Source organism: Halomonas sp. (assembly GCF_029263665.1).
In the GTDB taxonomy this organism is placed as follows: Bacteria; Pseudomonadota; Gammaproteobacteria; order Pseudomonadales; family Halomonadaceae; genus Halomonas.
The window spans coordinates 19543-34192 of the sequence record NZ_JAJUFQ010000025.1 but is presented as its reverse complement, the minus strand read 5'-3'; the positions used below and the strand labels follow the sequence as shown (position 1 = coordinate 34192).

Sequence of the window (14650 nt, the reverse complement as noted above, 5' to 3'; positions counted from 1 at the left end):
CGATGAAAATTACCCGACTCAAGACCTGGCAAGTTCCACCACGCTGGCTGTTTCTGAAGATCGAGACCGATGAAGGCGTCTATGGCTGGGGAGAGCCAGTGATCGAAGGTCGCGCCGCCACGGTGGAAGCTGCCGTGCATGAGCTCGCCGATTATCTGGTCGGCCAGGACCCTCGTAACATCGAACACCTGTGGAATGTCATGTACCGGGCCGGCTTCTACCGTGGCGGCCCGATACTGATGTCCGCCATCGCCGGTATCGACCAGGCGCTATGGGACCTCAAGGGACGCGATTTGGGTGTTCCCGTCCACCAATTACTCGGTGGCAAGGTACGCGACAAGATGCGCATGTACGCCTGGACCGGCGGCGACCGCCCTTCCGATGTGGGCGCTGGTGCCAAGGCCCTGGTCGACCAGGGTTTTACCGCTTTCAAGATGAATGGCACACCAGAACTGCAGATCGTCGATAGCCACCGCAAGATCGATGAAGCTGTGGCCCGCGTCGCCGAGGCCCGCGATGCCGTAGGTCCGGATGTCGGCATTGCCGTGGACTTTCATGGTCGCGTACACCGTCCCATGGCCAAGACGCTGATGCGAGAGCTCGAGCCCTACCATCTGATGTTCATCGAGGAGCCGGTGGCCCCGGAGCATCTCCCTGCCCTGAAGACCATTGCCCAGGACCTGGCCACCCCCATCGCCACCGGCGAACGCCTGCATACCCGCTTCCAGTTCCGCGACCTGTTTGCCGACAATATGGTCGACATTGTCCAGCCGGACCTGTCCCATTGTGGCGGCATCAGCGAAGGCTGGAAGATTGCCACCCTGGCTTCGGCCCATGATGTGGCCCTGGCCCCACATTGTCCGCTCGGCCCGCTGACCCTGGCGGCCTCCCTGCAACTGGATGCGGTATGCCATAACGCCTTCATCCAGGAACAGAGCATGGGTATCCACTACAACAAGGATAACGACGTGCTCGACTATCTGGTCGACAAGTCTGCCCTGGCCATCGAGGATGGCTTCTGCGCCATTCCGGAAGGTCCGGGACTTGGTGTGGAAATCAACGAGGCATTCGTCGAGGAACGTTCAAAAGTTGGCCACCGCTGGCGCAACCCGGTGTGGCAACATGAAGATGGCTCCGTTGCCGAGTGGTAAGGGAAGCGTTCAACGGTAAACGCTCAGGGAGAACAATATGCCCACTATCTCTCCATGCCTCGGCCATGCCGAGGCGCTTTATTCTCCCCCTTCCCACTTGGGGGAAGGGCCTAGCTGGGATGCCGCCCGTGGCGAGTTCCGTTGGCTCGATATTCTTGGCCGCCGCTTGCATCGCCATCACCTGGAAAGTGGCGAACACCGGGTGATCGAGCTTGACCAGTTGAGTTCCTTCGCCCAGCCACTGGTCGATGGTGATGATCTGCTGGTCACCGAACACGGCCTGGCCATCATGGAACATGCTCATGGACAAGTGGCGCCTTGGCGTGATGTCGAGGCCGACAATCCTGTCACTCGCAGCAACGACGCCCGCGCCGACCAGCATGGCGGCCTGTGGTTCTCGACCATGGGCAAGCATGCTGAACCTGGCGCAGGCAGCCTGTATCGTCTTTATCGTGGCACCATCTATACACTGTGCACGGACATCAGCATTCCCAATGCGTTGTGCTTCTCGGCTGACGGCCAGCATGCCTGGCTGACTGACACCACGACGCAAGTGGTGATGCGCTGGTCACTGGATGCCGACGGATTCCCGCAGCGCACCGATGGCAGTGCCTTCCTCCAGAATGGACAGGCAGCAGCACCAGACATGCTGCTGTCTCCCGAGCCCTGGGCCGACTTCAGCAACGATCCAGGCAGTCCGGATGGCGCCGTGATTGATAGCGAAGGTTGCATGTGGCTTGCCTTGTGGGGCAGCGGACGCGTCGCCCGCCTGTCGCCAGAAGGCAAGGAGATCGGCCATGTGCAAGTGAATGCCGAGCAACCTTCCTGCCCAGCCTTTGGCGGCCGTGATCTGACGACATTGCTGATCACCACGGCGACCGAGGGCCAAACGGAACAGGCGCCAGGTCGCCAGGATGGTGCAACCTTCATCATCGACCTGCGTGACATCCTGCCCGGTGTACGTGGCCAGCATGAAGAGCCGTTGCATATTCGGTCATGACAGCTGCTGTTACGGGCTTGATATTGCAGAAACACAGGCTAGAGACCTCGTCGATCTGATAACCTGAGTCCCTTAAAGCAGGCATTTCAGGAAGCAAGCGAGGTCATGGCCAAAACAGCAGCACGCAGGCGTCCCTACCAATTGGCAGAGGTTATCAAGGGCTGGATCGTCGATCGCCAGCTCAGTCCTGGTGACCGCCTGCCCAGTGAAACCGAGTTGATGGAGACGTTGGGAGCGTCCAAGGGCACGATCCGCGAAAGTACACGGGTTCTCGAGGCTCAAGGGTTGGTCGAAACCCGCACGGGACCCGGCGGAGGAGTCTTTGTACGAGAAATGAGCGAGACCCGGGCCATTTCCCTGCTCAGCCATTATCTGTATTTCAAGGATCTCTCGATTCACGACATCTACCAGATCCGCCTGGCACTGGAGCCAGAACTGGCCGCATCACTTGCCGGCCAGGTCGATGCCGAGGACCTCACCCGCCTGCGGGCCAGCCTTCACAGCTATGCAGAGCCAGCCCAGAATCTTGACGCCGAGCGCCAACAGCACATTGACTCTCTGGCCTTTCACGAGGAACTGGCCCAGCTTTCAGGTGGCAATCCTCTGCTGGTATTCATCATCCGTTTCACCGCCCAGATACTGGCCGACCTGACCGTTTATCGCCGCCTCTACGAGCCAGGGGATCATCACCTGGGTCCGGCCGGCTGCCAGTACCATGCCCAGGTTCTGGATGCCATCGAGGACGGCGATGCCGACCGGGCCCGTCGGCTGATGCACGAGCATCTGCTCGACGCTCAGGCGGTGATGAATGACAACGAAGTTCAGGTAAAACGCGGCTTTCTCAGCGAGAAATAACCTAAACAAGATATAACCCAGGCAAGAAGTCACCCAGGCCAGGAGTCACCTAGGCGGAAATCCCCACCCGCGATGGAAGGTCGGCAAGAAACTGCATCAACGCTCGGGTGGCCGCCTCCCCGTCCGCAGCACTGATCGCTTCATCGGGGTGATGGCTGAGCCCATCCCGGCAACGCACGAACAACATGCCAATATCCGTCAGGTCACACATCGCCAGGCCATCATGGCCAGCACCACTGAACAACGGCTCAGCCGGCTGGCCAATGGCCCTGCAGGCATCTCCCAAAGCCTCTATCAGCCAGGCAGCGCAGTCCACGGCTTCAGCCGAGTACGTCTGTTCAATGCTCACCTCCAGTTCCCGAGCCGCGGCGAGTCGACGACAGGCCGTCAGAATGGCATCACGCCCTTGTGCACGCACTTCCGCCCGGGGAGAACGCAGCTCCAGGGTGAAGGTTACCTCGGAGGGAATCACATTGACCGCATTGGGCCGGACATCGAGCTTACCTACCACGCCTACGAAATCCTCGGTGGCATTCAGTACCCTATCGGCTTCCAGAATCATCTCGGCGGCCCCGACCAGCGCATCACGGCGCCCAGGCATCGGCGTCGTTCCCGCATGGCCAGCCTTGCCTGACACAGTCAGACGGTGGCGCTCGATGCCAGTCAGTGCGGTGACGACCCCCAGGGCATGATCTCGGCGCTCGAGCACCGGTCCTTGCTCGATGTGTACTTCGACAAAGCCCAGCACTGAATCCGGCTCGCGTGCCAGTGCAGGAATGTTTTCTGGTTCACCGCCGAAGTCCTGCAACGCCTTAGCCAGGCTGATGCCATCAGCATCCTTGGCCTCGAGGCTCGAAGCATCGAAGGTACCGGCCAAAGCACGGCTACCGATCAAGGTCGATTGGAAACGGGTACCTTCTTCGTCACCAAACGCCACGACTTCGACGCCATAAGGTAATGTCACTCCGGCTTCCTGCAAGGCTTCAAGGGCCAGCAACGGCAGAGCAACACCCAGCATACCGTCGTATTTACCGCCTTCCACCACGGTGTCCTGATGCGACCCCATGATCAGCGTTTTCTCACCCGCCTGAGCCCGAGCACAACGGCCTACCAGATTGCCTGAGGCATCCAGCTCAGGAGTCAGGCCAGCCCTGCGCATCCAACCGGCAATCACCTCACAGACACCGCGATGCTGCTCGGAACAGAATAGCCGGGTCACTCCCGGGCCCGGCTCAGAATGCTGGGCGGCCTCATCCAGACGTTGCAGCAAGGTATGCCCCAGGTCAGTCGTTACTGTCGTCATAAAAACTCCATCCGGTGTCCCGTCCTCACTGCGGAGGACAGGACACCTATTTCCGTATACTGAGATTGGATATGCCGGTTCAACGCATCGGCAAAGAAGAGAGAAAAGTCGAAAATTCCGCTGCACGAACACGCCTTATCAAGGCTCTCAGCTCGGCGACAAGGTCGCCTTCACACCAGTCCACACGCAGATCAATGGGAGCCGCCGAGAAAGACTCGATGCGCAGAGCACAGGAACGAACACCTCGTTTGTCTCCACCGGCCTCAAGCGCCCTACCCAGAACATGGAGCAGTACTTCTGGCAGATTAGATGCGTAATTTTCGCGGTAATCGGGAGGAGAGATGCCTAGGCGCACTGCCTCGAAGTTGTGGCATGTCTGCATGGCAAATGCGTCGACCATGACATCGACGACCGCAGCATCTGCCAGCATGTTGCCTGCTGCAGCGACTGTCGGACGCAGGCAGGCGGCAACAGCATCGACATTGTCCGTTCCGTGGTGTACTGCAGCCTGGCCTTGTCCATCCATCACCAGGCACTGCCGCCGCGAAGCTCCATCATCTTCCTGCACCACACCATTCAGTGCCTCATTGGCCCCATGGCCGTCAGCCAAAGCACGCTGAATACCTTCGGGATACCAGGGGTTGGTCGCCAGCCCCTGGGTCGCGCAGGCACCCAATCCACGCCAGACATGATGGACATACCCACCCACGGCGACACCGCCAGTGGCAGTCAGTGCAGCAACAGTCCCGCTACTTGGATGAACATGCACCAATGACAGTGTCATGGCATCAATACCCAGCCAGGTGGCCAATGAAAAGCCCCACCCAGGCCAGCAGGTAAACCAGTACCATGAACGGCAGGATCGCCTTCAACCACTTCTCGTAGGACACCCTGCCCAACGCCAGCATGGCCAGCGTACCGCCAGAGGTGGGAACGATCAGGTTGGTCAGCCCATCACCGATCTGGAAGGCAGTGATCATCAACTGGCGGCTCATCCCGACAAGATCCGCCACAGGAATCAGGATCGGCATGGTGACAAGTGCCTGGCCAGAGCCCGATGGCACGAACAGGTTGATCACGCCCTGAACCACACTGGCCATGATCGCCGACAGCGAAGCAGGAATTCCCTGGATCAGGCCGCTCAGCGCATAGACGATGGTATCAATGATCTGGGCTTCCTTGAGGATGACCTGGATCGATGCCGCCAGGCCAATCACCAACGCCCCCGCTGTCACACTGGAGGCACCTTCCATCATCTGTTTGACGATCTCGTTGGCGGACAGGCCATTGACGATCCCGATCAGGATGGCGATCAGCAGGAACATGCCAGCGATCTCATTGATGTACCATCCTTGGGTGAAGACCCCTGCCAGCATCGCGACCAGGCCACCACCAAAGACAACAAGCGTCAGCTTGTCTCGCCCTGAAAGATGGTATTCACCCAGCGACTTGCTCATGGCTTCAGCGTTGGCCGGTTCCTCGAAGTCCATTCGGGTGACAAAGCGACAGATATAGAACGACAGCAGGGCCAACGCCGACACCACAAGCAGAACCCGCAACCATGCCCCTGAAAAAGTCGGCAACTCGGCAATGCCCTGTGCCACACCTACGGTATAGGGGTTGATCGGAGACAAGGCGAAGCCCACCCCGATGCCTCCTACCGCCATGGTGGTCCCCACCAGACTGGAGCAGCCCACGGCGCTCGCAATCAGCACGGCTATCGGCACCAGGGCAATATTGTTCTCGAAGCCAACGGCCACGCCGAAGAAGCCATAGATGAAAGTGCCTACCGTGATGATCAGGTTGCGGCGCTCGACACCCGCACGATGCACCGCTACCCCGATGGCATTTTCCAGCGCTCCCGTCCGCTGCAGGATATGAAACAACCCTCCGGCGATGAACACGATGAAAAGATAGAGCGAGGCCTCGTTCAGCCCCCTGGGAATCGCGACAAAGATATCGAAAGGTGAAATCGCTGCGACATCATTGAGATAGTGAAAGGAGTCCGGCACCACCCGGGTACGCCCATCCAGCATGACCCGTTCGAACTCTCCCGCCGGAATCAGGAAGGTCAGCGCATAAGTGGCAAGCAGGATCAGGAAAATCAGTACCATGGGATCTGGTACTGCCTGGTACCACTTCTTGCGCTTGCGTTCGTTCAATACCTGGTCTTGTGCGCTCATAGCATTGTCCTTGTTGGAGTCAGTCGCCCATATTTCCCAGGCATGACCGCAAGCGCATCACCCGGGAGGATGGCACGCTTAATTTATCATGATAAATTCTCAGAACAAGCCCTGTTGTGGCTAGCTTTCCGCTTTCAGATACTTCTCCATAGCGCCAGTCTCAGCGATTCTTCTGAATCTCCAGGCCATGCTGCTTGAGCTTGCGCACGACACTGGGCTGGCTGATGCCAAGGCGCTCAGCGATCGCGTAAGTGGAAGGCAATTGCTGGCAAAACTCGGCAAGAATGCGGCGTTCGGTACGTGCCAGGGCCTCCTTGAGCCCTTCATGTTCCGCCAGGCTAGCCCCGACAGAATCCAGATCAGCTTGTTTCGGCACATCATCATCAGCGGTATTTCTCTGGCCCTCGACGTTCAAGGTGCGCGCGTGAATCACGTCGTCACTGGATAGCCAGGCTCTTTCCAGCACATTCTCCAGTTCGCGTACATTACCCGGCCAGTCATGCCCCATCAGCACTTGCCACACGTCACGATCGAGTATCTTGTCACGCCCATAACGCTGATTGAGGCGGCTCAGCTGTCGCTCGACCAGGGCAGGCACTTCCTCGCGCCGCTCGCGCAGGGGCGGCAGAGTGACCGGTATGACATTGAGCCGGTAGTAGAGGTCGAGCCGGAACTGGCCCTGCTCGACACTTTGTGCCAGATCCTGATTAGTGGCCACGACCAGGCGAAAATCGACACGACGGGATTCCGTATCGCCCAGGCGTGTGATGCGGCCATCTTGAATGGCCTTGAGCAGTTTGGTCTGCACTGACAGCGGCAGCTCACCTATCTCATCCAGAAACAGCGTACCTCCCGCCGCCTGCTCAATCAGCCCCACACGTCCACCCGGTGCCGCCCCCGAAAAGGCTCCCTGGCGATAACCAAACATTTCCGACTCAAACAGGCTTTCGGGAATGGCGGCACAGTTCACGTCGATGAATGGCCCATCGGCACGAGGGCTCCAACGGTGCAACAAGCGCGCGAAGACGGTCTTGCCGACACCGGATTCGCCCTGCATCAATACCGTGGCATCCGTGGGCGCCACGCGACGCAGCAGGCGGGCAACCTCTCGCATCACGGGACTATGGGCTTCCAGGTCTCCCAGTGCCGCTTCGAGGTCTTCGGCATCCTGGCCAAGACCATGGCCAAGCTTGATGTGCTCGCTGAAGCGTTGCTGCAACAGGGCATATTCTTGCTGCAGCAATTGCAGGTCGGTCAGGTCCATGGAACGGCTGACGACAGCGACCAGCCTATCGCCATCAAAAACAGGATGCGCCTGAGCAATCACCGTTCGTCCTGTACTGGTCTGCTGCACTAATTGAGCAGCCTGCCCGGTGCGAAAGACTTCCATGCTGACGGAAGGGCGCAGCACGCCTTCCGCTTCAAGACGCTGAACAGTGGTCTGGCATAGCGCTTCCCGCGACAGACCATACACGGCGGCCGCACCAGGGCTGACGTCACGGATACGGCCACTGGCCTCGACAATGAAGAAGTGGTCATGCGCAGTATCAATGATCGTCTGGAGGATGAGATCTTCTATATCAGCGCCCATAACGATTCTCTCACAGCGATTCAAAAATGCATCAGCAATTCATTACTGTATCACCTCTGACGCCATAGCAATTCAATAATGAATCACCATGCCCTGGCGACAGCTGGAAACAGGCACCAGCAGAGGCTTTTCAGGGTTGGCATGGTTTCTGCAATACAAGTTGCAGAAACGAAGCCATGTGTCAGACGTAGTCCCAGTGTCTTTGGATCCGCCTGACGACAATCTCGACAATAGATACCCCGACAACAGCCATTCGAAAGCAGGAAGCCATTGTGAACGATTTCAATCAGCCTCTGGGTGGAAATGTCATGCCGCGTTCTGGCGGCCCCGCGACCATGATGCGTCTGCCGACTCAAGACACTGCCGCAGGCCTTGATGCTGCCTTCATCGGCATTCCCATGGATATCGGTACTTCCAACCGCCCAGGAACCCGTTTGGGGCCGCGCCAGATCCGTGATGAATCACGCATGCTGCGCCCCTATAACATGGCCACCCGCGCGGCCCCCTTCGATAGTCTGCAGGTCGCCGATATCGGTGATGTGCCGATCAATACCTTCAACCTGCCCAAGAACCTCGACATCATCAGCAACTTCTATGATGAAGTTCTGAGTCACGGCTGCGTGCCGCTGACTCTGGGCGGTGACCATACTCTGACCTGGCCAATCCTGCGTGCCATTGCCAAGAAACACGGCCCGGTGGGGCTTATCCATATCGACGCCCACGCTGACGTCAACGAGCACATGTTCGGTGAAGAAGTGGCCCACGGCTGCCCATTCCGCCGCGCCCAGGAAGAGGGCCTGCTCGACAGCAAGCGCGTCGTGCAGATTGGCCTGCGCGGCACCGGCTATGCCGCCGAAGACTTTGATTGGTGCCGCGAGCAAGGCTTCCGCGTCGTGCAGGCCGAACAATGCTGGCACAAGTCGCTCGAGCCGCTGATGGCCGAAGTTCGCGAGCAGATGGGAGATGGTCCTGTCTACATTTCCTTTGATATCGATGGCCTTGACCCTTCCGTGGCTCCCGGCACAGGTACTGTGGAAATGGGAGGGCTCACCGCCCAGCAAGGACTGGAAATCGTCCGCGGAGCCTGGGGACTCAACATTGTCGGCGGCGACCTGGTCGAAGTGGCGCCGCCCTATGACCCCAGTGGCAATACCGCACTGATGGGCGCGACGCTGCTCTACGAGATGCTCTGCGTGCTGCCCGGCGTCAAGCGCCGCGATTGAGGGTTCCTGAGTGGCATGACGCAGCCCCTGCCATGGCAGGGTCCGAGGCGCTGACAAAGGTCACGAGCGACGATCAGGCAAGGCAAAATCCACCGAAAAGCGCAGTTTACAAGCCGTAAATGAGCATTTTGAGGTGAATTTTAACGCTGGATGATCGAGCGCAGTAGTTTGTCAGCAGCCTCGGCCATGAGGGCATCGCGAAAAGCCATGCCCCGACACTACAAGATCAACGAGTAACGCTTATGTCTTCGCAACTGCATTCCGCCGACCAGTTGGCCAATGATGTCGCTCCCATCAACGCGGCCGGGGTCCTCAAGTTCGCTATACCCTCTCTCTTCGGTATTCTGCTGTTTCTCGTGCCTATCTCCACGGAAGAGTCGATCAATATCGGCATGGGAATGGCTGCCGACTGGCTCAAGGCAGCCCTGGGAAGCACATTGCCCGCTATTGCCACCGGCGTGCTATGCCTGTCTGCGCTGATGACTCTGCTGGTGTCCCTGAGCCAACCCCGCTGGGCACAGCACAAGGCCATGCAAGAGCTGTTCAACGTCGCTCCGCTGTGGCTGGTGACCCGCATCATCGGGGCAATCTTCGCGGTCATGACCTACTTCCACATCGGCCCGGAGTTCATCAACTCCGACTTCACCGGTGGCGTCATGCTCAATGACCTGGCCCCGGTGCTGGTGACATTTTTCTTCTTTGCCGCCATCCTGCTGCCGTTTCTTGTCGATTTCGGTTTCATGGAATTCGTCGGTAGCCTGGTACGCACTCCTTTCCGCAAGATCTTCGGCCTGCCAGGGCGCAGCGCCATCGATGCTACGGCCTCATGGATGGGTTCCGGCACCGTAGGTGTGCTGATCACTACCCAGCAGTACGAGCAAGGTTTCTACAACTGCCGTGAAGCCGCCGCCATCGCCACGAATTTCTCGATCGTGTCGATTGCCTTTGCCTTGCTGGTGACCACCTTCACCCAGATCAACCACCTGTTCATTCCCTTCTATCTCACCGTGGTCGTGGCAGGGCTGGTGGCGGCGGTGATCGTGCCACGCCTTCCCCCCCTCTCACGCAAGCCCAACACCTACTATGAGCCAGTGGGGTGCCAGATTCGCGAAGAGAATGACAGTCAACAGAACCTGTTGCGCTACAGCCTCGGCATGGCTGTGGCACGAGCACGTACCGCACCAGGTGCGATGAAGCTGATGCGCACCGCACTGTTCAACGTCGCCGATATTCTCTTTGGCCTGCTGCCGATCGTCATCGCCATCGGTACCGTGGCCCTGGTACTGGTGGAATACACTCCGATCTTCGACTGGCTGTCACTGCCGATGGTCCCGGTGCTGGAGTGGATGGGACTGCCCGAAGCCGACAAGGCTGCCCCAGCCACCCTGGTGGGTTTTGCCGACATGTTCCTGCCCGCAGTACTGGCCAAGGACATCGACAGCGAACTGACACGTTTCGTGATTTCCTGCCTGTCACTGACCCAATTGATCTACATGTCGGAAATCGGTGCCTTGCTGCTGAAATCGAAGATTCCGCTCAAGTTCTGGGAATTGGTGGTCATCTTCATTCTGCGCACCGTCATTACTCTGCCGATCATCGTGGTGATGGCGCACTGGCTGGTGGGCTGATACCTGGAAAGCGGCCAGCCCCTGACCTGGTCGCATCATCAAAGACAACGTTCATGTGATTGAGGACAGATCCGCATGCCCCTTAACTCCCATGCTCCAGGCAAGGCAACGTTCACCCGTATTGACCACAGCACGGTTGAAGACTGGCAAATCATCCTCGCTCATGATGAGAACTATCTTCGTGAACTGCCCGAGACCATCGTGGCGACGTTAAAACGGCTTGGCGAAGGTCATCAGCCCTACCAGGTCACACGCCTGGAGCACTGCCTGCAGACTGCCACCCGTGCCGAGAAAGCGGGTGCCGATGAAGAAATGATCGTCGCTGCATTGCTGCATGATATCGGTGATGAATTGGCGCTGTTCGATCACGCATCCTATGCCGCATCAATCATAAGGCCCTTTGTCAGCGAGAAAACCCACTGGATCATCAAGCATCACGATGTATTCCAGGGGTATTACTACTGGGACAAACTCGGTGCTGACAAACATGCCCGAGAACGTTTCTGCGACCACCCCTGGTTCGACGACTGCGAGGCCTTTTGCCGGGACTGGGATTGCCCTTCTTTCGACCCAGAGTACGACTCACGACCACTCGACCACTTTATGCCGATGGTGCAGCGCATCTTCTCTCGCCAACCTTATAGCCTTGCGCCAGATCCGGCGTTTCCATCACAAGGACTGCCCAAATGACCTGTGCCGAACTACTGATTCGCCTGCTGCGTGACACCTATGCTGTGGATACCATCTTCGGCATCCCTGGTGTGCATACCGTCGAACTCTATCGTGGCCTGGAGGGTGGAAGCCAGAAAGCGTCCGGAGATGGAAAAGGAAGCGGCATTCGCCACGTGACCCCACGCCATGAGCAAGGGGCGGGATTCATGGCCGATGGCTATGCCCGAACCACCGGAAAACCCGGGGTATGCTTCATCATCACCGGCCCCGGCATGACCAACATCGCCACCGCCATGGGGCAGGCCTTGGCCGATTCCATCCCCATGCTGGTGATTTCCAGTGTCAACCGCACCGATACACTGGGCCGAGGCCAGGGCCGGCTACACGAACTGCCCAGCCAGCAACAATTGATGGCCGGCGTTTCCCGCTTCAGCCATACCCTGCTCGATGCAGATGCCCTGCCCGAAGTCATGGCCCGAGCTTTTACCGTGTTCGAAGGCGCACGCCCCGGCCCAGTACACATCGAGATTCCCATCGATCTGTTCAATGCGCCAGTGACTCCACCTCGTCACTGGCAACGCTGCCACTTGGCCAAGGCGGCCCCGTCTCCCGAGGCGCTTGATCAGGCCTGCCAATGGCTCGAACAGGCCGAGCGCCCGTTGGTCCTGTTGGGTGGCGGCTGTGTGACGGCCCCCGAGGCTGCACGCCAGTTGGTGGAGGCGCTGGATGCACCGACCGTGACCACGGTCAATGCCAAGGGATTGCTGGGTCGCCACCATCCTCTCGACCTCGGCCCCAATGCCTCCTTCCCGCCTGTACGCGACATGGCCCGGCAAGCCGATGTGGTGCTGGCCCTCGGCACCGAGATCGGTGAAACCGACTATGACGTGGTGTTCGATGATGGTTTTGCCCTCGGCGGACGCTTGATCCGCGTCGACATCGATGCCGAACAACTCGCTCGCAATCATCAAGCGGATCTGGCCATGGTGGCCGATGCTGGACTCACCCTGGTCGCCCTGGCAGAGCGCTTCCAGAACCGGCACTTGTCGCGAGGAGGAGAAGCACGCACCAAGGCCGCGCTGACGGCACTGAATCTGGCCAATGACCCTGCTTTCGCTGCCTATGTGCCTCTGTTCGACACCTTGCAGGAAGTGTTACCCGAAGCAGTGCTGGTGGGCGATTCCTGTGCCACGGTGTATGCCGGCAACCATCTGGTCAGCCAGCCTCATCCCAGGCGTTATTTCAACTCCGCTTCCGGCTACGGCACCCTCGGCTATGGTCTGCCGGCCGCCATGGGCGCCTGCATCGGTCGCCCGGACCTGCCTGTGGTCGCACTGGTCGGCGATGGCGGCGTGATGTTTACCCTCACGGAACTGGCTTGTGCGGTGGAAGAGCAACTGCCGGTGATCATTCTGCTGTGGCACAACCAGGGCTACGAGGAAATCCGCCGCTACATGGACAACGCAGGCGTCACCCGACTCGGTGTGGACATCCAGGCCCCGGACTTCCAGATGCTGGCTGCGGGCTTTGGCTGTAGCGCCACCCGGGTTGGTGATCCCGAAGGACTTGCACGAGCCATCACACACCGGCCTGTCAATGGCCCACTATTGATCGAGATCGATGCAGCTGCCTGGAATGAGGCCGTCGCGATATAGCGATTTACACATGTCCGTCCTTCTCATAATCACAACTCAAGGGACAACAGCATGACGATCATCAAACGTGTGCTCGGACAGGACACGCTGGACGCACACCACAGTAAAAGCCTGGGGGCCTTTGGCACCGTGTTCCTGTGGCTCGGTGCCAATGTCGTCGTCACCACCATTCTGACGGGCATGTTGCTGGTACCGGACCTGCCCTTCATGACCGCCATGGGCACCGTGCTGCTGGGCTCCCTGATCGGCGCCGTCCCGCTGTTGCTGGTCGGCCTGATGGGGCAGCATACCGGGTTGCCTTCCATGGCCCTGACCCGTCGTGCCTATGGCCCCCTGGGCAGCAAAGTGATCTCGCTGATCAACATGGCAGTACTGATTGCCTGGAGTTGGATTCAGGCCTTGCTGGCGGGGATGAGTCTGGACTATGCCATCTCGTCTGCCACCGGCTACTCGAACCTGCCGCTGATGACGATACTGTGCGAAGTGATCGTGGTCCTTGTCGTGTTGCGCGGCCACCTTGGCATCGAGAAAGTCGAACGCTGGGCGGCACTAGCCATGGTTGGACTTGCTGCCATCGTGCTGTACCAGCTCAATCGCCATTATGACGTAACGTCATTGCTGGACATGCCGATAGAGTCCCGCAATGGCATCACCCTGGGGATAGCCTTTGATATCGTGGTCGCCACAGCGTTCTCCTGGATATCCTCTTCTGCCGACTACAACCGCAACTGCAAGAGCGGTCGCATCGCCATCTGGGGAACCTACAGCGGCTATGTGCTGGCAGCGATGATCGCCATGGGGCTCGGTGCTGTAGTCTCTGGCTTGTCTGTGCTTACCGGCATGCCGCAGACCTACGACCCGACCCGCCTGCTGAGCGGCTTTGGATTCGGCCTGCCGGCGGCACTGGTCGTGTTCTTCTCGGTCATGACCACCAACATCATGGCAGTCTACAGCGCGACCATGTCGTGCATGAATGTCTCCCCCGGCATGGCATTCTGGAAACCGGCATTGATCATCGGCGTGGTTACCGTCTTCGGTGCCTTGATCCCGGGCATACTCGACCAGTTCCAGAATTTCCTGCTGCTGGTGGGAGCCCTGTTCATTCCGGCCTTTGCCGTCGTGATTGCCGATTACTTCCTGCTGGGCAAGGCCGGCTACAGCTCAGAGCTGCTCAAGGCCCGTCATCAACTCGGGCGTCCCACTGCCAAGATAGCCATTTGCGCCTATCTTTCAGGTGCAGCATTGGCCGCTTACTGGACCCTGGTGTCACCCCTCTCCTTTGGCGCGTCCTTGCCCGTCTTCGTGATCACTGGTGCCATCTACTGGTTCGGCTGCACACTGCTCGTTCGCCACCCATCGGCCGTGCCCCATAGCGAAGAGGATTATTGA

The 14650-nt window shown here is 59.0% G+C and carries 12 protein-coding genes; 8 read left to right on the top strand and 4 right to left on the bottom strand.

Annotated features, from left to right (window positions below):
* Positions 1–2 precede the first annotated feature (2 nt).
* The 3 genes from dgoD (at position 3) to Q1K07_RS18465 (ending at position 3006) form a co-directional block, all read left to right on the top strand.
* Positions 3–1151, top strand: a complete 1149-nt coding sequence (gene dgoD, locus Q1K07_RS18475; protein ID WP_300314471.1) for a galactonate dehydratase — start codon at positions 3–5, stop codon at positions 1149–1151.
* 37 nt (positions 1152–1188) lie between these two features.
* Positions 1189–2151 carry an SMP-30/gluconolactonase/LRE family protein gene (locus Q1K07_RS18470; protein WP_300314468.1) on the top strand — a complete coding sequence of 321 codons (963 nt, stop codon included), beginning with the start codon at positions 1189–1191 and terminating at the stop codon, positions 2149–2151.
* Between the two features lie 105 nt (positions 2152–2256).
* Positions 2257–3006 (top strand): FadR/GntR family transcriptional regulator, encoded by a 750-nt coding sequence (locus Q1K07_RS18465; protein WP_300314465.1) that lies wholly within the window; start codon positions 2257–2259, stop codon positions 3004–3006.
* A 49-nt stretch (positions 3007–3055) separates the two neighbouring features.
* Here Q1K07_RS18465 and Q1K07_RS18460 read toward each other — a convergent pair whose 3' ends face one another.
* The 4 genes from Q1K07_RS18460 to Q1K07_RS18445 all read right to left on the bottom strand — a co-directional run bounded on the left by Q1K07_RS18460 (position 3056) and on the right by Q1K07_RS18445 (position 8083).
* The gene (locus Q1K07_RS18460; protein WP_300314462.1) at positions 3056–4309 is read right to left on the bottom strand and encodes an allantoate amidohydrolase; all 1254 of its coding nucleotides are present in this window, start codon (positions 4307–4309) and stop codon (positions 3056–3058) included.
* A gap of 79 nt (positions 4310–4388) precedes the next feature.
* Positions 4389–5120 (bottom strand): DUF1028 domain-containing protein, encoded by a 732-nt coding sequence (locus Q1K07_RS18455; RefSeq protein WP_300314459.1) that lies wholly within the window; start codon positions 5118–5120, stop codon positions 4389–4391.
* Complete coding sequence (locus tag Q1K07_RS18450) at positions 5098–6492, bottom strand: AbgT family transporter (protein WP_300314457.1); 1395 nt, start codon at positions 6490–6492, stop codon at positions 5098–5100. Before Q1K07_RS18450 ends, Q1K07_RS18455 begins: the two co-directional genes overlap by 23 nt.
* 160 nt (positions 6493–6652) lie before the next feature.
* Positions 6653–8083: a sigma 54-interacting transcriptional regulator gene (locus Q1K07_RS18445; RefSeq protein WP_300314454.1), complete on the bottom strand. Its 1431-nt coding sequence runs from the start codon at positions 8081–8083 to the stop codon at positions 6653–6655.
* A gap of 272 nt (positions 8084–8355) precedes the next feature.
* On the opposite strand from Q1K07_RS18445, the gene speB reads away from it, so the two are divergent.
* The 5 genes from speB (at position 8356) to Q1K07_RS18420 (ending at position 14650) form a co-directional block, all read left to right on the top strand.
* The gene (speB, locus tag Q1K07_RS18440; RefSeq protein ID WP_300314451.1) at positions 8356–9306 is read left to right on the top strand and encodes an agmatinase; all 951 of its coding nucleotides are present in this window, start codon (positions 8356–8358) and stop codon (positions 9304–9306) included.
* 242 nt (positions 9307–9548) lie between these two features.
* Positions 9549–10934, top strand: coding sequence for a YjiH family protein (locus Q1K07_RS18435; RefSeq protein WP_300314448.1), 1386 nt, complete (start codon positions 9549–9551; stop codon positions 10932–10934).
* Between the two features lie 75 nt (positions 10935–11009).
* Positions 11010–11624 carry an HD domain-containing protein gene (locus Q1K07_RS18430; protein ID WP_300314445.1) on the top strand — a complete coding sequence of 205 codons (615 nt, stop codon included), beginning with the start codon at positions 11010–11012 and terminating at the stop codon, positions 11622–11624.
* On the top strand, positions 11621–13261 hold the full coding sequence (locus Q1K07_RS18425; RefSeq protein ID WP_300314441.1) for a 5-guanidino-2-oxopentanoate decarboxylase: 1641 nt from the start codon (positions 11621–11623) through the stop codon (positions 13259–13261). The genes Q1K07_RS18430 and Q1K07_RS18425 overlap by 4 nt, the downstream gene beginning before the upstream one ends.
* Before the next feature lie 51 nt (positions 13262–13312).
* Positions 13313–14650, top strand: a complete 1338-nt coding sequence (locus tag Q1K07_RS18420; RefSeq protein WP_300314438.1) for a cytosine permease — start codon at positions 13313–13315, stop codon at positions 14648–14650.

Coding starts and splice junctions, on each gene's coding strand:
- Q1K07_RS18465 (WP_300314465.1), top strand. CDS start 2,257: ATGGCCAAAACAGCAGCACGCAGGCGTCCCTACCAATTGGCAGAGGTT.
- Q1K07_RS18450 (WP_300314457.1), bottom strand. CDS start 6,492: ATGAGCGCACAAGACCAGGTATTGAACGAACGCAAGCGCAAGAAGTGG.
- Q1K07_RS18420 (WP_300314438.1), top strand. CDS start 13,313: ATGACGATCATCAAACGTGTGCTCGGACAGGACACGCTGGACGCACAC.
- dgoD (WP_300314471.1), top strand. CDS start 3: ATGAAAATTACCCGACTCAAGACCTGGCAAGTTCCACCACGCTGGCTG.
- Q1K07_RS18470 (WP_300314468.1), top strand. CDS start 1,189: ATGCCCACTATCTCTCCATGCCTCGGCCATGCCGAGGCGCTTTATTCT.
- Q1K07_RS18460 (WP_300314462.1), bottom strand. CDS start 4,309: ATGACGACAGTAACGACTGACCTGGGGCATACCTTGCTGCAACGTCTG.
- Q1K07_RS18445 (WP_300314454.1), bottom strand. CDS start 8,083: ATGGGCGCTGATATAGAAGATCTCATCCTCCAGACGATCATTGATACT.
- Q1K07_RS18425 (WP_300314441.1), top strand. CDS start 11,621: ATGACCTGTGCCGAACTACTGATTCGCCTGCTGCGTGACACCTATGCT.
- Q1K07_RS18435 (WP_300314448.1), top strand. CDS start 9,549: ATGTCTTCGCAACTGCATTCCGCCGACCAGTTGGCCAATGATGTCGCT.
- Q1K07_RS18430 (WP_300314445.1), top strand. CDS start 11,010: ATGCCCCTTAACTCCCATGCTCCAGGCAAGGCAACGTTCACCCGTATT.